Source organism: Enterobacter cloacae complex sp. 2022EL-00981 (genome assembly GCF_028737495.1).
GTDB classification, from domain to species: Bacteria; Pseudomonadota; Gammaproteobacteria; order Enterobacterales; family Enterobacteriaceae; genus Enterobacter; species Enterobacter cloacae.
Genome location: NZ_JAQZRK010000023.1, coordinates 1 through 17,741, shown reverse-complemented (window position 1 = coordinate 17,741; position 17,741 = coordinate 1). Strand labels below are relative to the sequence as shown.

The 17,741-nt window shown below is 55.1% G+C and carries 18 protein-coding genes and 1 tRNA gene; 13 read left to right on the top strand and 6 right to left on the bottom strand.

Annotated elements, in window-relative coordinates; translation table 11 throughout:
- Positions 1-29: 29 nt before the first annotated feature.
- Positions 30-941, bottom strand: a complete 912-nt coding sequence (gene arcC / locus PUZ33_RS17920) for a carbamate kinase (protein ID WP_058680797.1) — start codon at positions 939-941, stop codon at positions 30-32.
- Positions 942-950: 9 nt separating this feature from the next.
- Positions 951-2,171, bottom strand: a complete 1,221-nt coding sequence (gene arcA, locus PUZ33_RS17915) for an arginine deiminase (protein WP_038985625.1) — start codon at positions 2,169-2,171, stop codon at positions 951-953.
- Between the two features lie 672 nt (positions 2,172-2,843).
- On the opposite strand from arcA, the gene PUZ33_RS17910 reads away from it, so the two are divergent.
- From PUZ33_RS17910 to PUZ33_RS17890, 5 genes are all read left to right on the top strand, one after another.
- Positions 2,844-3,296 carry a YhcH/YjgK/YiaL family protein gene (locus PUZ33_RS17910; RefSeq protein ID WP_058680817.1) on the top strand — a complete coding sequence of 151 codons (453 nt, stop codon included), beginning with the start codon at positions 2,844-2,846 and terminating at the stop codon, positions 3,294-3,296.
- A gap of 208 nt (positions 3,297-3,504) precedes the next feature.
- Positions 3,505-4,413 carry a 2-keto-3-deoxygluconate aldolase gene (yagE, locus tag PUZ33_RS17905; protein ID WP_058680796.1) on the top strand — a complete coding sequence of 303 codons (909 nt, stop codon included), beginning with the start codon at positions 3,505-3,507 and terminating at the stop codon, positions 4,411-4,413.
- Between the two features lie 14 nt (positions 4,414-4,427).
- The gene (gene yagF, locus PUZ33_RS17900) at positions 4,428-6,395 is read left to right on the top strand and encodes a xylonate dehydratase YagF (RefSeq protein ID WP_058651163.1); all 1,968 of its coding nucleotides are present in this window, start codon (positions 4,428-4,430) and stop codon (positions 6,393-6,395) included.
- Between the two features lie 224 nt (positions 6,396-6,619).
- Entirely contained in the window at positions 6,620-8,002 is a 1,383-nt protein-coding gene (locus tag PUZ33_RS17895) for an MFS transporter (RefSeq protein WP_013095375.1), read from the top strand.
- Between the two features lie 10 nt (positions 8,003-8,012).
- The gene (locus PUZ33_RS17890) at positions 8,013-9,623 is read left to right on the top strand and encodes a glycoside hydrolase family 43 protein (RefSeq protein WP_252107837.1); all 1,611 of its coding nucleotides are present in this window, start codon (positions 8,013-8,015) and stop codon (positions 9,621-9,623) included.
- Between the two features lie 4 nt (positions 9,624-9,627).
- Here the strand turns inward: PUZ33_RS17890 and xynR are convergent, their stop codons facing one another.
- From xynR to argL, 3 genes are all read right to left on the bottom strand, one after another.
- Complete coding sequence (gene xynR / locus PUZ33_RS17885; protein ID WP_274205354.1) at positions 9,628-10,386, bottom strand: DNA-binding transcriptional repressor XynR; 759 nt, start codon at positions 10,384-10,386, stop codon at positions 9,628-9,630.
- A gap of 136 nt (positions 10,387-10,522) precedes the next feature.
- A complete protein-coding gene (argF, locus tag PUZ33_RS17880) occupies positions 10,523-11,527 on the bottom strand; it encodes an ornithine carbamoyltransferase (protein WP_014830469.1) in 1,005 nt (334 codons plus the stop codon).
- Positions 11,497-11,592 carry a putative translational regulatory protein ArgL gene (gene argL, locus PUZ33_RS17875; RefSeq protein ID WP_213014347.1) on the bottom strand — a complete coding sequence of 32 codons (96 nt, stop codon included), beginning with the start codon at positions 11,590-11,592 and terminating at the stop codon, positions 11,497-11,499. The genes argF and argL overlap by 31 nt, the downstream gene beginning before the upstream one ends.
- A gap of 99 nt (positions 11,593-11,691) precedes the next feature.
- Here argL and rraB point away from each other — a divergent pair, with 99 nt between their 5' ends.
- The 8 genes from rraB (at position 11,692) to PUZ33_RS17835 (ending at position 17,617) form a co-directional block, all read left to right on the top strand.
- Entirely contained in the window at positions 11,692-12,117 is a 426-nt protein-coding gene (gene rraB / locus PUZ33_RS17870; protein WP_006810300.1) for a ribonuclease E inhibitor RraB, read from the top strand.
- A 46-nt stretch (positions 12,118-12,163) separates the two neighbouring features.
- Positions 12,164-12,922, top strand: coding sequence for a tRNA isopentenyl-2-thiomethyl-A-37 hydroxylase MiaE (miaE, locus tag PUZ33_RS17865; RefSeq protein ID WP_058680793.1), 759 nt, complete (start codon positions 12,164-12,166; stop codon positions 12,920-12,922).
- Between the two features lie 30 nt (positions 12,923-12,952).
- Complete coding sequence (locus PUZ33_RS17860; RefSeq protein ID WP_058680792.1) at positions 12,953-13,675, top strand: hypothetical protein; 723 nt, start codon at positions 12,953-12,955, stop codon at positions 13,673-13,675.
- Positions 13,676-13,781: 106 nt separating this feature from the next.
- Positions 13,782-13,866: transfer RNA gene (locus PUZ33_RS17855), tRNA-Leu, on the top strand.
- A 518-nt stretch (positions 13,867-14,384) separates the two neighbouring features.
- Entirely contained in the window at positions 14,385-15,110 is a 726-nt protein-coding gene (locus PUZ33_RS17850; RefSeq protein ID WP_196348962.1) for an HNH endonuclease, read from the top strand.
- A gap of 120 nt (positions 15,111-15,230) precedes the next feature.
- On the top strand, positions 15,231-16,007 hold the full coding sequence (locus PUZ33_RS17845) for a hypothetical protein (protein WP_252107835.1): 777 nt from the start codon (positions 15,231-15,233) through the stop codon (positions 16,005-16,007).
- 944 nt (positions 16,008-16,951) lie between these two features.
- A complete protein-coding gene (locus PUZ33_RS17840; protein ID WP_274205353.1) occupies positions 16,952-17,332 on the top strand; it encodes a hypothetical protein in 381 nt (126 codons plus the stop codon).
- A gap of 138 nt (positions 17,333-17,470) precedes the next feature.
- Positions 17,471-17,617 (top strand): hypothetical protein, encoded by a 147-nt coding sequence (locus tag PUZ33_RS17835; RefSeq protein WP_023294874.1) that lies wholly within the window; start codon positions 17,471-17,473, stop codon positions 17,615-17,617.
- 15 nt (positions 17,618-17,632) lie between these two features.
- Here PUZ33_RS17835 and PUZ33_RS17830 read toward each other — a convergent pair.
- The coding region (locus PUZ33_RS17830) for an IS3 family transposase (protein WP_131729156.1) at positions 17,633-17,741 on the bottom strand (109 nt) is incomplete at its 5' end.

Below are 17,741 nucleotides of genomic sequence, written 5' to 3'. Positions count from 1 at the left end.
GAGGGAGAGTCGGGTGAGGGGGAAGTTATTCAGTTACGAATCAACGTGCCTTTCTCGCCCGCGAGGATCTCCGCGCCGTCGGCCAGCGCGCCGATCCCGGCAATCCCGTTGCAGGCCTCAACAAACTCGCGGCAGGCGGCCACTTTCGGCCCCATTGAACCGGCGTCGAACGCCATGCCCTTGAGCAGTTCCGGCGTCACCTGCGCCAGCGGACGCTGGGTTGGTTTGCCCCAGTCGAGGTACACCGCGTCGGCATCGGTGAGGATCAGCAGGGCATCCGCCTCAATCTGGCGCGCCAGCAGGGCGGCGGAGAGGTCTTTGTCGATCACCGCCTCAATGCCGTGATAGCCATTGGCGTTTTCCACCACCGGCACGCCGCCACCGCCGTTGCAGATCACCAGATGGTCGCGCTGGATCAGCGCCGCGATGGCGTCGCTCTCAACGATGCGTTTCGGCTGCGGAGAGGGCACCACGCGGCGGAAGTAGCTGCCGTCGGCCTTGAACACCCAGCCTTTCTCCGCTTGCAGCGTTTTTGCCTGGGCTTCGCTGTAGACCGGGCCGATGTATTTGGTCGGGTTGCTGAAGGCCGGGTCGGCGGCGTCCACCTCCACCTGGGTGAGCAGGACGCTCACCTCGCGCTGGGGCAGGCTGTTTTTCAGCGCCTGCTGGAGCATGTAGCCGATCATCCCCTGGCTTTCGGCACCGAGAACGTCCAGCGGGTAGGGGGCGACTTTGTCGTAGGCGCTGTTCTGCAGCGCCAGCAGCCCGACCTGCGGCCCGTTGCCGTGCACCAGCACCACGCGCCACTGCTCCGTCAGCCCGGTGATGGTACGGGCCGCGAGGTCGATGTTTTTACGCTGGATCTCGGCTTCTAGCGGTTCGCCGCGTTTGAGCAATGCGTTGCCGCCCAGGGCCACAACCAGAGTGGGTTTTCGTTCCATAGTGGCTCCTTAAATTCCGTCGCGTTCCAGTGGGCAGCTCATGCAGCGCGCGCCGCCGCGACCGCGTCCAAGCTCGTCGCCCGGGATAGGCAGCACGGTGATCCCCGCTTTGTCGTATTTCTCGTTGGTCCAGACGTTGCGCTCGTAGCCGATCACCACGCCCGGGCGGATGGTGAGCACGTTGTTGGCGTCGTTCCACTGCTCGCGCTCGGCTTCAAAGGCGTCGCCGCCGGTGGTGATCAGGCGTACCTGATTAATACCCAGCGCTTTCTCGATGGCGTGCAGCAGGTCGGTTTCCTGGGTGCGCAGCAGGCCGCCGCGTCCGTCCGGGGTGAGCGTCCAGCACTGGGCGTCTTTACGCACCACTTCCGGGTAGACGGAGAAGGTGTCCACGTCGATGTGGGTCATGACGGTGTCGAGGTGCATGCAGGAGCGGTGTTTTGGCAGCTCAACGGCAATCACGCGCTCGGCCTGGCGATGTTTAAACAGGCTGTTAGCGAGGAACTCCACGCCCTGCGGGGTGGTGCGTTCAGACATGCCAATTAATACCGCGCCGCGGCCAATCACTAATACGTCGCCGCCCTCCAGGGTGGCGTGGTCATAATTAATATTCTCGTCGCCGAAATACTTAATAAATTCGCCATCGGCGAATGCCGGGTGCCAGCGATATATGGCCCGCAGGTTATTGGTTTCACGCTGGCGGGCCGGTTTGGCCATCGGGTTAATGGAGACGCCGTTATAAATCCAGCACGAGGTATCGCGGGTAAATAAATGGTTTGGCAGCGGCTTCATAATAAAATCATTCGCCGTGTGGGTATCCACCACCATATTTTTAATCGCCGCCGGAATTTCACCGTAGGTTAATCCGCCGCTCAGTCTGCGCGCCAGTTCCCGGTGCGGCATATCTGCCAGCCAGCCGCGCACGTCGCTGGCAAAGGTTGGCCCGAGACGGTAGTCGGAGATTTGCGTCTCCAGCAGCCAGGCTTTCGCCTCTGTAATATCAAGCGTTTGAGTGAGAAGGTCGGTCAACAGCAGGACTTCCACACCCTGCTCGCGCAGCGTGTTTGCGAAAATGTCATGCTCCTCACCCGCCCGCTCAACCGAGAGCACATCATCAAATAACAGCTCCTGACAGTTTGATGGCGTTAAGCGCTTAAGACTTAAATTAGGGCGGTGCAGCATCACGCTACGCAATTGACCAATTTCAGAACCGACATAATGCTTTTCCATAATTATTCCTTTAACTGTTTTTCAGAATAAAAAGGGCATGCGCCATATTCGTGTAATGATATGGCGGCTAAGCTCAATTGATTTCGTGGTCAATAGTAGGCGATTAAATAAACCGTATTGTGACGTTGCTCACGTGAAATTAGGTATTGAGTGGTTTGTTTTCATTTGCATGATTCGCATCAGATAATGATTAATTTGATATTATTAGCCGGTGAATAGCTAAGCAGGATCCGTTGGCATTATTTGAGGTTGTTATTATTTTGTAGAATTTAATGTTTTGATATATTTGGTTATGCTATTGATTTTAAATGGTTTTATTTCCTGTGCGGAATGGCTATGCAGAATAGCCAATTAACTATTTTTGACTTAAGAAAAATCAATAAATAATTATGGAATTTAATAGCAAATAATCAAAATGATAAAGTGTGAAGCTGGCGCGAGTTTTATGATGAAGGCAGTATAATCAGTGAGTTAGCGTCACGGCACCGTCACGACGCGCTGAGGTTATGCATAACAACTGCATAAATGCCTGTGAGGGATTAACAGCAGATTAACACCTTTCCCGATAAACATGCGTTCGCGCAACTCTCCGCGAAAAAGGGCTGGTATGGCAGTTTGAATTCTCGTATAAAAGATAAAAATGAAACAGTGTTTTATTATGAGGGTTTAATTATGATTATCGGCAACATCCACCATCTGCAAGCCTGGCTACCGGAACCCCTGCGTCTGGCCATCGAGCACGTTAAAGCCCACGTCACCGACGCCACCCTGCCGGGCAAACACGACATCAACGGCAACAATCTGTTTTATCTGGTCTCCGAAGACATGACCCAGCCGTTTGCCGAGCGCCGCGCGGAGTACCATGCGCGCTATCTGGACATTCAGATTGTGCTCAAAGGGCAGGAAGGGATGACGTTCAGTACCTTGCCACACGGCACGCCGGACACCGACTGGCTGGCGGATAAAGACATCGCGTTCCTGCCGGAAGGCGAGCAGGAGAAAACCGTGGTGCTGAGCGAAGGGGATTTCGTGGTGTTCTGGCCGGGTGAAGTGCATAAGCCGCTGTGCGCGGTGGGGGCGCCTGCTAAGGTCAGAAAAGTGGTTGTTAAGATGTTGGTGGGGTAATTTGCCCTCACCCTAACCCTCTCCCACAGGGAGAGGGTTAGGGTGAGGGCACCAGACCGCACCCACGCATAATGTGATCCAGCTTAAACTTCCCACACTCCCTCCTCATCTCGCATTTACCTGCGCTTTTTCTGCGTCATAGTATGATTGTTAAATTAATGAACGCCGTTCTATAATGTAGAACAAAATGATTCAGCAAGGAGATCTCATGCCGCAGTCCGCGTTGTTCACGGGAATCATTCCCCCTGTCTCCACCATTTTTACCGCCGATGGCCAGCTTGATAAGCCGGGCACCGCCGCGCTGATCGACGATCTGATCGCGGCAGGCGTTGACGGCCTGTTCTTCCTGGGCAGCGGCGGTGAGTTCTCCCAGCTCAGCGCCGAAGAGCGTAAAACCATTGCCCGCTTTGCTATCGATCACGTCGATCGTCGTGTGCCGGTGCTGATCGGCACCGGTGGCACCAACGCCCGGGAAACCATTGAACTGAGCCAGCACGCCCAGCAGGCGGGGGCGGACGGTATCGTGGTGATCAACCCCTACTACTGGAAGGTGTCTGAAGCGAACCTGATCCGCTATTTCGAGCAGGTGGCCGACAGCGTCACGCTGCCGGTGATCCTCTATAACTTCCCGGCGCTGACCGGGCAGGATCTGACGCCGGCGCTGGTGAAAACCCTGGCCGACTCGCGCAGCAACATCGTCGGCATTAAAGACACCATCGACTCCGTGGCCCATCTGCGCAGCATGATCCACACCGTCAAAGCCGCCCATCCGCACTTCACCGTGCTGTGCGGCTACGACGATCATCTGTTTAATACCCTGCTGCTCGGCGGCGATGGGGCGATCTCGGCCAGCGGCAACTTTGCTCCGCAGGTGTCGGTGAATCTTCTGAAAGCCTGGCGGGATAAAGACGTGGCGAAAGCGGCTGAGTATCATCAGACCTTACTGCAAATACCGCAGATGTATCAGCTGGATACGCCGTTTGTGAATGTCATTAAAGAGGCGATTGTGCTCTGCGGCCGCCCGATTTCTACCCACGTGCTGCCGCCCGCCTCTGCGCTGGACGAGCCGCGTAAGGCGCAGCTGAAAACCCTGCTGCAACAGCTCAAGCTCTGCTGAGCCGGACGATAATCATGACCATCGAGAAAATTTTCACCCCGCAGGATGATGCGTTTTATGCCGTCATCACCCATGCGGCGGGGCCGCAGGGCGCGCTGCCGCTGACTCCGCAGATGCTGATGGAATCCCCCAGCGGCAATCTGTTCGGTATGACCCAGAACGCCGGGATGGGCTGGGACGCCAACAAGCTGACCGGCAAAGAGGTGCTGATTATTGGCACTCAGGGCGGCATCCGCGCCGGTGACGGACGGCCGGTTGCGCTGGGCTACCACACCGGGCACTGGGAGATCGGCATGCAGATGCAGGCCGCGGCGAAGGAGATCACCCGCAACGGCGGGATCCCGTTTGCGGCCTTCGTCAGCGATCCGTGCGACGGGCGCTCGCAGGGCACACACGGGATGTTCGACTCCCTGCCGTACCGCAACGATGCGGCGATTGTGTTTCGTCGTCTGATTCGCTCCCTGCCGACGCGCCGGGCGGTCATTGGCGTGGCGACCTGCGATAAAGGGCTGCCTGCCACCATGATTGCGCTGGCCTCGATGCACAATCTGCCGACCATTCTGGTGCCGGGCGGGGCGACGCTGCCGCCGACCGTGGGGGAAGACGCGGGCAAGGTGCAGACCATCGGCGCGCGCTTCGCCAACCATGAACTCTCCCTGCAGGAGGCCGCCGAGCTGGGCTGTCGCGCCTGCGCGTCGCCGGGCGGCGGATGTCAGTTCCTCGGCACGGCGGGCACCTCGCAGGTGGTGGCCGAAGCGCTGGGTCTGGCGCTGCCGCACTCCGCGCTGGCGCCGTCCGGGCAGGCGGTGTGGCTGGAAATTGCCCGCCAGTCGGCGCGGGCGGTGAGCGAGCTGGATAACCGCGGCATCACCACGCGCGATATCCTCACCGATAAAGCCATCGAAAACGCCATGGTGATCCACGCGGCATTCGGCGGCTCCACCAATTTACTGCTGCACATCCCGGCCATCGCCCACGCGGCGGGCTGCACGATCCCGGACGTAGAACACTGGACACGCGTCAACCGCAGGGTGCCGCGCCTGGTCAGCGTGCTGCCCAACGGCCCGGACTATCACCCGACCGTGCGCGCCTTCCTTGCGGGCGGTGTGCCGGAGGTGATGCTCCACCTGCGCGATCTCGGCCTGCTGCACCTCGATGCCATGACCGTCACCGGCCAGACGGTGGGCGAGAACCTCGACTGGTGGCAAGCGTCCGAGCGCCGTAAACGCTTCCGCCAGTGCCTGCGCGAGCAGGACGGCGTGGATCCGGATGACGTGATCCTGCCGCCCGAGAAGGCAAAAGCGAGAGGGCTGACCTCGACGGTCTGCTTCCCGACGGGCAACATCGCGCCGGAAGGCTCGGTGATCAAGGCCACGGCCATTGACCCGTCGGTGGTGGGTGATGATGGCGTTTACCGTCATACGGGCCGGGCGAGGGTGTTTGTCTCGGAAGCACAGGCGATTAAAGCCATCAAGCAGGAAGAGATTAAACAGGGCGATATCATGGTGGTGATCGGCGGTGGGCCGTCCGGTACCGGCATGGAAGAGACCTACCAGCTCACCTCTGCGCTGAAGCATATCTCATGGGGCAAGACGGTGTCGTTAATCACCGATGCGCGCTTCTCGGGGGTGTCGACGGGCGCCTGCTTCGGCCACGTGTCGCCGGAAGCGCTGGCGGGCGGGCCGATTGGCAAGCTGCGCGACAACGACATCATCGAGATTGCCGTGGATCGTCTGACCCTGACGGGCAGCGTCAACTTTATCGGCACCGCAGAAAACCCGCTGACGCCGGAAGAGGGCGCGCGCGAGCTGGCAGTAAGACAGACGCACCCGGACCTGCACGCTCACGACTTTTTGCCGGATGATACCCGCCTGTGGGCCGCATTGCAGTCGGTGAGCGGCGGCACCTGGAAAGGCTGTATTTATGACACCGATAAAATTATCGAGGTAATTAACGCCGGTAAAAAAGCACTCGGACTTTAATTATTTTCTGAGCGATACCGTCTACGGGAAATATCCCGTGGACGGTTTTCGCGTATCTTAAATTTACCAATTTAAACAATGCTTTGCGATATATCGGTGGCGTCACAAAAGCAAAATATCGTAATTCGGAAATAAGATATGACCATTGCTGGTTAATTGAACAGCTCATTACACTCCATTAACACGATGTTGTGAAATCAGCATACGAAAATAAAGGTGCGATGATGATGCAATTAACCATGAAAGATAAAATTGGCTACGGGCTGGGTGACACCGCCTGCGGCTTTGTCTGGCAGGCCACCATGTTCCTGCTGGCCTACTTTTATACCGACGTGTTTGGCCTGTCGGCGGGCATTATGGGCACGCTGTTTTTGGTCTCCCGCGTGCTCGACGCCGTGACCGACCCGCTGATGGGGCTGCTGGTGGACCGCACCCGCACGCGCTACGGCCAGTTCCGCCCGTTCCTGCTGTGGGGGGCGATCCCGTTTGGCATCGTCTGCATGCTGACCTTCTACACGCCGGATTTCTCCGCGCAGGGCAAAATCATCTACGCCTGCGTAACCTACATTCTGCTGACCCTGGTCTACACCTTCGTTAACGTGCCGTATTGCGCCATGCCGGGCGTGATTACCGCCGACCCGAAAGAGCGTCACGCCCTGCAGTCGTGGCGTTTCTTCTTGGCGGCGGCGGGCTCGCTTGCCATTAGCGGCATCGCGCTGCCGCTGGTGAGCATCATCGGCAAAGGGGACGAGCAGGTGGGCTATTTCGGCGCCATGTGTGTGCTGGGGCTGACCGGCGTGGTGCTGCTCTACGTCTGCTTCTTTACCACCAAAGAGCGCTACACCTTTGAGGTGCAGCCGGGCTCGTCGGTGGCGAAAGACCTTAAGCTGCTGCTGGGCAACGGCCAGTGGCGCATCATGTGCGCGTTCAAGATGATGGCGACCTGCTCTAACGTGGTACGCGGCGGGGCGACGCTCTACTTCGTCAAATACGTGATGGATCACCCGGAGATGGCGACCCAGTTTTTACTCTACGGCAGCCTCGCCACCATGTTTGGCTCGCTCTGCTCCTCCCGCCTGCTGGGCCGCTTCGACCGGGTAAAAGCCTTCAAGTGGATCATCGTCGCCTACTCGCTGATCAGCCTGCTGATTTTCGTCACCCCGGCCGAGCACATCGCGCTCATTTTCGCCCTCAACATCCTGTTCCTGTTCGTCTTTAACACCACCACGCCGCTGCAGTGGCTGATGGCCTCTGACGTGGTGGACTACGAGGAGAGCCGCAGCGGGCGACGCCTCGACGGGCTGGTGTTCTCCACCTATCTGTTCAGCCTGAAGATTGGCCTGGCGATTGGCGGGGCGGTGGTGGGCTGGATCCTGGCGTACGTCAACTACTCCGCCAGCAGCAGCGTGCAGCCGGTGGAGGTGCTGACCACCATCAAAATTCTGTTCTGCGTGGTGCCGGTGGTGCTCTACGTGGGCATGTTCATCATGCTGTCGTTCTATAAGCTCACCGATGCCCGCGTGGAGGCCATCAGCCAGCAGCTGATCAAGCACCGCGCGGCGCAGGGCGAGGCCGTTCCCGACGCCGCGACAGCCGCATCCCATTAACGGAGGCAATATGGAAATCACCAACCCAATACTCACCGGCTTCAACCCGGATCCGTCTTTATGCCGTCAGGGCGAGGACTACTACATCGCCACTTCGACCTTCGAGTGGTTCCCGGGCGTGCGCATCTATCACTCCCGTGACCTGAAAAACTGGTCGCTGGTCAGCACCCCGCTGGACCGCGTGTCGATGCTGGACATGAAGGGCAACCCGGACTCCGGCGGCATCTGGGCGCCGTGCCTGAGCTATGCCGACGGCAAATTCTGGCTGCTCTACACCGACGTAAAGATTGTCGACTCGCCGTGGAAAAACGGCCGTAACTTCCTCGTCACTGCGCCGTCCATCGAAGGGCCGTGGAGCGAGCCGATACCGATGGGCAACGGCGGGTTTGACCCGTCCTTGTTCCACGACGACGATGGCCGTAAGTACTACCTCTACCGTCCGTGGGGGCCGCGCCACCACAGCAACCCGCACAACACCATTGTGATGCAGGAATTCGATCCGCAGACTGGCACCCTCTCGCCGGAGCGCAAAACCCTGTTTACCGGCACGCCGCTCTGCTACACCGAAGGCGCGCACCTGTACCGCCACGCGGGATGGTACTACCTGATGGTCGCCGAAGGCGGCACCAGCTACGAGCACGCGGTTGTGGTGCTGCGTTCAAAAACCATCGACGGGCCGTACGAGCTGCACCCGGAGGTGACGATGATGACCAGCTGGCACCTGCCGGAGAACCCGCTGCAGAAGAGCGGCCACGGCTCGCTGCTGCAGACCCACACCGGGGAATGGTACATGGCCTACCTCACCAGTCGCCCGCTGCGCCTGCCCGGCGTGCCGCTGCTGGCCTCCGGCGGGCGCGGCTACTGTCCGCTGGGCCGCGAGACCGGTATCGCCCGCATTGAATGGCGCGACGGCTGGCCGTACGTGGAAGGCGGCAAGCACGCGCAGTTGACCGTGAAAGGCCCACAGGTGGCGGAACAGCCTGCATCCATTCAGGGCAACTGGCGGGAGGACTTCGACGGCAGCACGCTTGACCCGGAACTGCAGACCCTGCGCATCCCGTTCGACGACACTCTCGGCTCGCTCACCGCGCGCCCGGGCTATTTACGGCTCTACGGCAACGACTCGCTCAACTCGACCTTTACCCAGTCGACCGTAGCGCGCCGCTGGCAGCACTTCGTCTTCCGCTCAGAAACGCGGATGCAGTTCTCGCCGGTTCACTTCCAGCAAAGCGCGGGGCTGACCTGCTACTACAACAGCAAAAACTGGAGCTACTGCTTTGTGGACTACGAGGAGGGGCAGGGGAGAACCATCAAGGTTATTCAGCTCGACCACAACGTGCCGTTATGGCCGCTGCACGAGCAGCCGATTCCGGTGCCGGAGAGTGCGGAGAGCATCTGGCTGCGGGTGGATGTAGATACGCTGGTCTACCGCTACAGCTACTCGTTCGACGGCGAGACGTGGCACACCGTGCCGATAACGTATGAGGCGTGGAAGCTATCGGACGATTACATCGGCGGGCGCGGCTTCTTTACCGGCGCGTTTGTGGGGCTGCACTGCGAGGACATCAGCGGCGACGGCTGCCACGCGGACTTCGACTACTTCACCTACGAGCCGGTTTAACGGCTCAGGCCGGGTAGCCCAGCGCGCGTGAGAGCTGGAGCCCGGCCTGCTGAAGCTGCTCGCGGAAATTAGCCAGCCCGGCATCGTCCACGCGGGAGGTCAGCGTCGACAGGCTCAGGGCGGCAATCACGCGGGACTCGTGGTTCCATACCGGCACCGCCACGCAGCGCACGCCCTGCTCGTTCTCTTCGCTGTCCAGGGCATAGCCCTGCTCGCGGGTCTGCGCCAGGGCGGCCATTAATGCTTCGCGAGAGGCGAGGGTGGAAGGGGTATAGGTGGTGTACTGATAGCCCTCAAGCAGGGCGTTCAGCTCGGTCTCGCCCAGCCAGGCAATCAACACCTTGCCGATGGCGGTGGCGTGAACCGGCAGACGGCGGCCAATGCGCGAATAGGCGATGGCGGCCAGCTTGCCTTCAATCTTCTCGATATAAACCCCTTCACGCCCGTCCAGGATCCCCAGATGGGTGGTCTGCCCGGTCAGCCGAGAAAGCTCCGTCAGCCAGCCTTTCGCCTTCTGACGAATATCGATGGAGCCCACAACGAAATGACCGCGCTCGACCAGCTTCATGCCGACGCGATATTTACCGTTCTCCGGGTTCTGATCGATATAGCCATGAAGCTGCAGGGTTTTCAGCAGTGAGTGGAGGGTACTCTTGCTCAGCCCCATCAGTTTGCTGATGTCGGTGATCTTAAGCTCGGTGGCCTGCTCGTTGAACAGGTCGAGGATCTGCAACGCACGTTCAACAGACTGAATAATCGGCATAATGCTGGTATGTCCACGCTGGAATTAAGGCGAAAACGTACCTTTTTCGGGGTGAAAAATCAATGAAATGGCACCGATGTTCTCCCCCTCTCCCTGTGGGAGAGGGCCGGGGTGAGGGCACCAGACCGCAGAGGACTCAACCCCCAAGCGTCGCCACCATCACCGCCTTAATCGTATGCATCCGGTTTTCCGCCTGGTCAAACACGATGCTCGCCGCCGACTCAAACACCTCGTCCGTCACTTCCATCCCGCCGTGCAGATCGAACTCCTTCGCCATCTGCTTGCCGAGCGTGGTCTGGTCGTCATGGAACGCCGGCAGACAGTGCAGGAACTTCACGTTCGGGTTGCCGGTCAGCGCCATCATCTGCGCGTTCACCTGATACCCGCGCAGCAGCGCAATCCGCTCCGCCCACTTCTCTTTGGCTTCGCCCATCGACACCCACACATCGGTATAGATAAAGTCCGCACCCTTCACGCCCGCCGCCACGTCTTCCGTCAGGGTGATTTTGCCGCCGTGCTTCTCCGCCAGCGCGCTGCACTCCGCCACCAGGCTCTCTTCCGGCCAGCAGGCCTTCGGAGCCACCAGACGCAGATCCAGCCCGGTCAGCGCCGCCGCTTCCAGCATTGAGTTGCCCATGTTGTTGCGCGCGTCGCCCGCGTAGACCAGCGTCATCTCGTTAAACGCCTTGCCCGGCAGGTGCTCCTGCATGGTCAGCAGGTCCGCCAGCAGCTGCGTTGGGTGGAACTCGTTGGTCAGCCCGTTCCACACCGGCACGCCCGCGTACTGCGCCAGCGTTTCGACCACTTCCTGCCCGTGGCCGCGATACTGAATGCCGTCGTACATCCGCCCCAGCACGCGCGCGGTGTCCTTAATTGACTCTTTATGCCCAATCTGGCTGCCGCTCGGCCCTAAATAGGTAACGCGCGCGCCCTGGTCAAATGCGGCAACTTCGAAAGAGCATCGTGTACGGGTTGAGTCTTTTTCGAAGATGAGCGCGATGTTTTTGCCAGTAAGCTTTTGTACTTCCTTGCCATTTTTTTTATCGGCTTTGAGCTGTGCGGCAAGAGTCAGCAGAGAAGTGAACTGTGCAGGGGTAAAGTCGAGCAATTTCAGAAAGTGTTTCTTGTACAGATCAGACATTTTATCCTCACATGGCGAACGCCACTTATTGAATTAAAATTCACTTTATATGTGTAATTATTCATTTGCAACCCCGTTTAACAAATCTTTCTTACAAAGGTGGAGGCAAACACGTCCGTGTGTGAAAATAGAAGTATCTGCCGCACTTTAAAGAGGAATGAGCCATGGCAAACCCGGAACACCTGGAAGAACAACGCGAAGAGACGCGTCTGATTATTGAAGAGCTGCTGGAAGACGGTAGCGATCCGGACGCGCTGTACACCATCGAGCACCATTTCTCTGCGGATGATTTCGACGCGCTGGAAAAAATGGCGGTGGAAGCTTTTAAACTGGGTTACGAAGTGACCGAGCCGGAAGAGCTGGAAGTGGAAGAGGGCGATACCGTCATCTGCTGCGACATCCTGAGCGAAGGCGCGCTGAAGGCGGAGCTGATCGACGCGCAGGTAGAACAGCTGATGAACCTGGCCGAGAAGTTTGACGTGGAGTACGACGGCTGGGGAACCTACTTCGAAGATCCGAACGGTGAAGACGGCGAAGAGGGCGACGACGAAGATTACGTCGACGAAGACGACGACGGCGTGCGTCACTAAGCGTTTCAGGCGGTGGCACGCGCCACCGCTTTTTCAAGGCAGAACCATGGATTACCCACAGATACTCGTCCCTGTACTTAACTTCCTCCAGTGCCCGACCCCGCAAGCATGGATTGATAAAGCCCGCGACCCGGCGAACCTGCCGCTGCTGCTCACCGACCACATGGTGTGCGAGCTCAAGGCCGCCCAGACCGCGCTATTACTCGTGCGTAAATACGTCGCCGACGAAAGCGGTGCTGACGCGCTGCTCGACTGGCTCAAACCCTACGAACTGTTCACCTTCCGCGACGGCCCGGAGCCGGACTTCATCGCCCTGCACAGGCAGATAGGCAAAAGCGTGATGCCCAAAACCGACGACCCGTGGGGCCAGGGGCTCATCGACAGCATGGTGCTGCTGATTAAAGAGGAGCTGCACCACTTCTGGCAGGTGCGCGAGGCGATGCTGGCCCGCGACATTCCGTACGTCAAAATCACCGCCAGCCGCTACGCCAAAGGGATGCTGAAGGACGTGCGTACCCACGAACCGCTGACGCTGATCGACAAGCTTATCTGCGGCGCCTACATTGAAGCCCGCTCCTGCGAACGCTTCGCCGCGCTGGCCCCGTTCCTCGACGACGACCTGCAGAAGTTCTATCTCTCACTGCTGCGCTCGGAAGCGCGCCATTATCAGGACTACCTGACGCTGGCCCAGCAGGTGAGCGACGACGATATCTCACCGCGCATAAAGCTTTTTGGCGAAATTGAAGCCACACTTATCTCGACACCGGACAACGAGTTTCGCTTCCACAGCGGCGTGCCGGTGTAAACCGGCATAACTCAAGGATAAGGATGCGAGATGAATAAAACGTGGACCCGTATTGTGATTGTCGTCATTGCGGCTGCCGCCGTGGCGTTCTGGGTGTTTTTCGACAGGCAGCGCGCCCCGGAACGGCAGATGGATAACGCCCTCAACGCGATGCCCGCCTGGCAGGTGATTAAGGAGCAGGAGCCCGCGCTGCATCAGCGTATCCTCGACCAGATGGCCGCCCTGCAAAAAGCGGGCGAGCCGGAGCAGCAGATTATCGACACCATCCAGCCGCAGATCCTGCATCTGCAGATGACGCGCCTGCAAAACGCCCCGGACGCCAACGTGGTGAACTACATGACCATCAACATGGAGCAGACCGCCGCCATTCAGAAGGTGAGCGACGACGCCTGCTTCCGCTTCCTCTACCCGATGGTGAAGGGCGGCATCAACCCGATGCGCATGCTGGATAAAGACCTGATGGCGCGGCGCATGCAGGCCGACGCCGACATGATGCGCGCGGCCTACGGCAAAAACAGCCACACCGTGACCCCGGCCGAGCGCGAGGCGGCAGTCGAAGATGTGCGGCCGATTATGAAGGCGCTTGCCGATAAGTACGGTGAGGACATCCAGCTGCTGCAGATGCCGGAGAAGGCGGTGGGCAAAGAGAAGCTCTCCTGCGATATGGTGCAGGAGATGTGGGCGAAGGTGCTGGCGCTGCCGGAGCAGAAGGCGGCGAGGGTGATTCGGCTGGCGGTCTCTGAGCTGGACTGACGAAGGGCGCTGGTTTTTTGGGCACTTAGCGCAGGTTTAGCGCGTCGTCGCTTGCATGGCGGCGCGCGACAGGTATAATCCACAACGTTTCCGCATCCCCTTCAGTGCCGAAGTGGCGAAATCGGTAGACGCAGTTGATTCAAAATCAACCGTAGAAATACGTGCCGGTTCGAGTCCGGCCTTCGGCACCAAGTCACTAAATTCCTTTAAAAACAATGAGTTAGTGTGAAAAACCTGCCTCATTTGCATATAAGAAATGTCAGTTTCCTATCAAGTACAAAAGCCACTGTGATTGTTAATGGCTTTGGTATGTTAGCACGCAGTGGCAAGTAGTTACCAGGCTCAACCTTGTATCGCTTTTCCTTTGAAGCCGGAAGACGTGCCGCCGTCTCAAAACTCCATACCAAAACAGATTGATCACACGCATTTAAGCCCGATGTGCGGCCTTATGAGCCACGTAAACAGGTTTATGGTGATAACGTACCTACAAACGATATGTAGGCTCTATCAGCGTTTCAACCATGTTCCCGCAAGGGTACACGGTTATCCTGATAAGGTGTGATCCCTCTGCCAGTCTGATGAGGTCGCTACGCTTGTTGCTGTATCACCAACGGGGCTTTATGGCTTCTATTGTCCAAAATCAGAGAGTTGCACAAGTTATGCTCGATAGTTAATCTAAGATAAATCTTAGATTGCAAGAGGTTTTTTGATGTCTTCAAAATCAAATCGAACATACAAGTATGGCGACCAACCGATAAGAATCACTACTGTTCAAGTGATTGAGGAACAGTTCGGAGGGGCGGCAACGGCGAAGCAAGTGGATGCTTATCTGAAAGAGCGATTTCCGCATTATAAAGACGACACCCACTTGAATCTCATTGTCAACTCAGTCAACTGCAATCGTAGCTACTGGAGTTTCAACAAAACAGCCAGGCGAACTGATGATGTAACCCATCGGCATCATGAATATGACCGATTGTTCAAGCGAGGGAAGATCTTTGAAATCTATCAACCCTCTATTCATGGTATTTGGGAGTTGTATCAGGATCAGCAAGGTAAATGGTGTTACCGTAAGGTGAAATCTGAGTTTGAAAAGGCTGTTGATGATGCGTCAGAACTGCCCCCGTCAGAACGCAAAGAGATTTTAGACGCTGAGAATAAAACTCCTGAGCTAATCGAGGTTACAACACGAGTTTATAAGCGAAGCCCCTATGTAGTAGCCGAAGTTCTTTCAAGGGCTAATGGCAAGTGTCAAAGCTGTAAGAGTGACGCTCCTTTTCTCAAAGTAGACGGCACACCATTTCTTGAGGTTCATCACATTGAGTGGCTTTCGAATGGTGGGGAGGATTCCGTTGAAAATGCGATTGCATTGTGCCCGAACTGTCACAGACAGGCGCATTATGGCGTTTTGGAGTTAGTACCAGTTAACAAATAAACTGAACATGCTTGTGACAGTATGAATAGGGTAAGTATCTTGGGGATTCTATGAGACCTTATTTAATATCTTGCTAAGCAGGGAATGTAAATATCGACATTTTTATATTATGGGAAACTTATGAAAAGTATCTGTAAGTTATGTCTCGAAGAGAAAGAACTACTGGAATCTCATAGCATACCAAGAAGCTATTTCAAACGATTGAAGAAGAATGATTCGCAGTTGATTATATTTCAAAAAGGTAGTAAACCAAAACGAGAAAATGTTGATCCTAAAGAGCCACTTCTATGCTTCGAATGTGAGCAGTTTATCAGCCATGAGTACGAATCGTATGGAACAAGACTGTTGAGAAACCATCATAATATACGTAAAAACTCTGACCATATTATCATCAACTCTTTCGATTATAAGCGATTTTATCTTTTCTTACTAAGTATACTATGGAGAGCCTCTATCTCTAAAAGTGTGCATTATTCAACTGTTAATGGAGTTCCTGAGTTGGATGACTTGATGAGGCATTGCATTAAAAATAAACAGGTGAGAATAAATAAACTTAGTCATTTGAAGGTGGATAACTTCATCCGTATTTGTGTATTTAGATTGATCGATACAACGAATAATATTCCTGATCACGTTATTAAATCTATTCTTAGTAACTTTGCTTTTATAAAAAGTGATGAGGCTGACAGCGTACTATGGTATTTCGTTGTGGAGGGATTCGCTATATTCTATGTTTTCTCTGCTTCTAAAGATTATCATGATGTCATTAGAATGAGATTAAAATCACAGTTAACTTCTGGTAGTTATCAGAAGATCTTTAAGATTGATATTTTTAAAGACGCTCTCTTCTCCGAGATTTTTATTGATTTACTTACTGCCGCGAATGAACAGAAATGATGATTTAATAATCACAGTGTTCTGAATACTCTACAGACGTCTTAATACATTTGCATTGTTCAAACGGGCTGATCGTCATAGATAGTATTGCTGTAAATACACGCCTTAGTATTGTCAGTCTCCTGTTAGTCTATCAAGATTAGCGTGATAAGTTCTACGTGAGTTTGTTGGGTCATGAGCTCCAGTGTTATCAGTAATACCCTGTTTTTATGTGTGACTTCTTATAAATCCATTTTATTGATCACATGTCTATAAGTCCGGTGTGTAGCTTTATGAGCTACATAACATAAACAGGTGCAGAGTGGCAATCACTGCGATCATCCGTACCCATGTACTTGTAATATGCAGGTACTACAAGTACCTCGCTTATGCTCAGCTTGTTACTTGTACCATTAACGGGGCTTTGTGGATGGTATTGTCTAAACTAAAGTACATCCAATAAGGCGGAGGAAGATGATGAGCATCACGTATAAAATCACATACGAACACAGAGACGGGAAAGAAACCAGAGCGGAGACGGTGTTACTTCGCTCTGACCACGAGCCAACACAAGATGAAGTCCAGGACGCAGTCAGAAGGGATTCCGCCAGATTTCACTCTGGCAGAGGGGGGACGAAGATTGCTGGATTCTCTATTATTTCAGTTGTATCTGAACCTTAATCCATAATGGCTTACCCCTCATTAGCCTGATTTGGAATGTTAAGAGAAAAAACAAAACACTCAAGTTGCTCTGAGGTTAAATATGTTTAATAACAAACTGTTGACGGTGGATCATGTGTATTAAAGGATTATCACTTTTTTTCTGTGCCATTTGCGTCGGTTGTAGCGGGGGTTCTCAGCGGCAAGAGCACTTAGATGTGCCTACTTATTCGGAGAGTTATGATCAGAGCTTAGGATGGCTTGTAACCGCTCGTTACAGAGACGTAAGTAACGCGGATATTGTAATGTCACTGATTGGGGACTTTTGCAAAAGCAAAGGGAAGGAAGCAACTCTATATAAGACGAATGCTGGTACTTCATCCTCCATTCAAGATATTTGGGCTTGTCAGACTCCCCCATTGTTAAATGATACAGATGTACTAAGCGGGATTTATTGCCATTTCATTGCTAACGCGCCCCGCTACTCGGTAGATTTCACGAACTCCCAGAAGGAAATTGCAGAAAAAAGATTTGTTAAAACTTTCATTAAAAAGGGGATTGAATATCCAGTTGGTAGCTTTTACGAAAAGTACCTGAATAACTTTTCTGTGTGGGCAGTAGCCAAACACAAAGAGAGCGCTACTACTGATGAGGTACGTGAGTGGTTTGACACACATTGCCAGTAGGCAAAACGCTGATGCTGTTGCACCACCCATTGTCATACCATCAATGGGCAATAAGGCTTTATTGTCCAAAATCTGTTAGTTGCGCATTTTCTGCACCCTGAATACTCTGCGATTAATCCTAATAACTCAAGGGTGAGCATGGCTATCGGGAACAGACAGATTCAAGATGAATCACCTGAGGAAGAGTTAGAGCGCTTGCTGGAAGAACTTGCACTGACGCATGAGCAACGAGAGTTTATTGAGTCCATGCTACAAGAGGACGGGGATAGTACCAATGGGGAGTGAATCGCCACGGATAATCTAGACACTTCCGAGCCGTTGATAATACTGGTTTTCATATTCTGTCGGTGACATCTGTTCGCTAGAACCATGCCGACGCTTACTGTTATAAAACATTTCGATGTAATCA

Coding starts and splice junctions, on each gene's coding strand:
- xynR (WP_274205354.1), bottom strand. CDS start 10,386: ATGCCGATTATTCAGTCTGTTGAACGTGCGTTGCAGATCCTCGACCTG.
- yagE (WP_058680796.1), top strand. CDS start 3,505: ATGCCGCAGTCCGCGTTGTTCACGGGAATCATTCCCCCTGTCTCCACC.
- arcC (WP_058680797.1), bottom strand. CDS start 941: ATGGAACGAAAACCCACTCTGGTTGTGGCCCTGGGCGGCAACGCATTG.
- PUZ33_RS17860 (WP_058680792.1), top strand. CDS start 12,953: ATGAATAAAACGTGGACCCGTATTGTGATTGTCGTCATTGCGGCTGCC.
- PUZ33_RS17840 (WP_274205353.1), top strand. CDS start 16,952: ATGTCACTGATTGGGGACTTTTGCAAAAGCAAAGGGAAGGAAGCAACT.
- miaE (WP_058680793.1), top strand. CDS start 12,164: ATGGATTACCCACAGATACTCGTCCCTGTACTTAACTTCCTCCAGTGC.
- yagF (WP_058651163.1), top strand. CDS start 4,428: ATGACCATCGAGAAAATTTTCACCCCGCAGGATGATGCGTTTTATGCC.
- PUZ33_RS17845 (WP_252107835.1), top strand. CDS start 15,231: ATGAAAAGTATCTGTAAGTTATGTCTCGAAGAGAAAGAACTACTGGAA.
- arcA (WP_038985625.1), bottom strand. CDS start 2,171: ATGGAAAAGCATTATGTCGGTTCTGAAATTGGTCAATTGCGTAGCGTG.
- PUZ33_RS17835 (WP_023294874.1), top strand. CDS start 17,471: ATGGCTATCGGGAACAGACAGATTCAAGATGAATCACCTGAGGAAGAG.
- argL (WP_213014347.1), bottom strand. CDS start 11,592: ATGAATAATTACACATATAAAGTGAATTTTAATTCAATAAGTGGCGTT.
- PUZ33_RS17890 (WP_252107837.1), top strand. CDS start 8,013: ATGGAAATCACCAACCCAATACTCACCGGCTTCAACCCGGATCCGTCT.
- PUZ33_RS17910 (WP_058680817.1), top strand. CDS start 2,844: ATGATTATCGGCAACATCCACCATCTGCAAGCCTGGCTACCGGAACCC.
- argF (WP_014830469.1), bottom strand. CDS start 11,527: ATGTCTGATCTGTACAAGAAACACTTTCTGAAATTGCTCGACTTTACC.
- PUZ33_RS17850 (WP_196348962.1), top strand. CDS start 14,385: ATGTCTTCAAAATCAAATCGAACATACAAGTATGGCGACCAACCGATA.
- PUZ33_RS17895 (WP_013095375.1), top strand. CDS start 6,620: ATGATGCAATTAACCATGAAAGATAAAATTGGCTACGGGCTGGGTGAC.
- rraB (WP_006810300.1), top strand. CDS start 11,692: ATGGCAAACCCGGAACACCTGGAAGAACAACGCGAAGAGACGCGTCTG.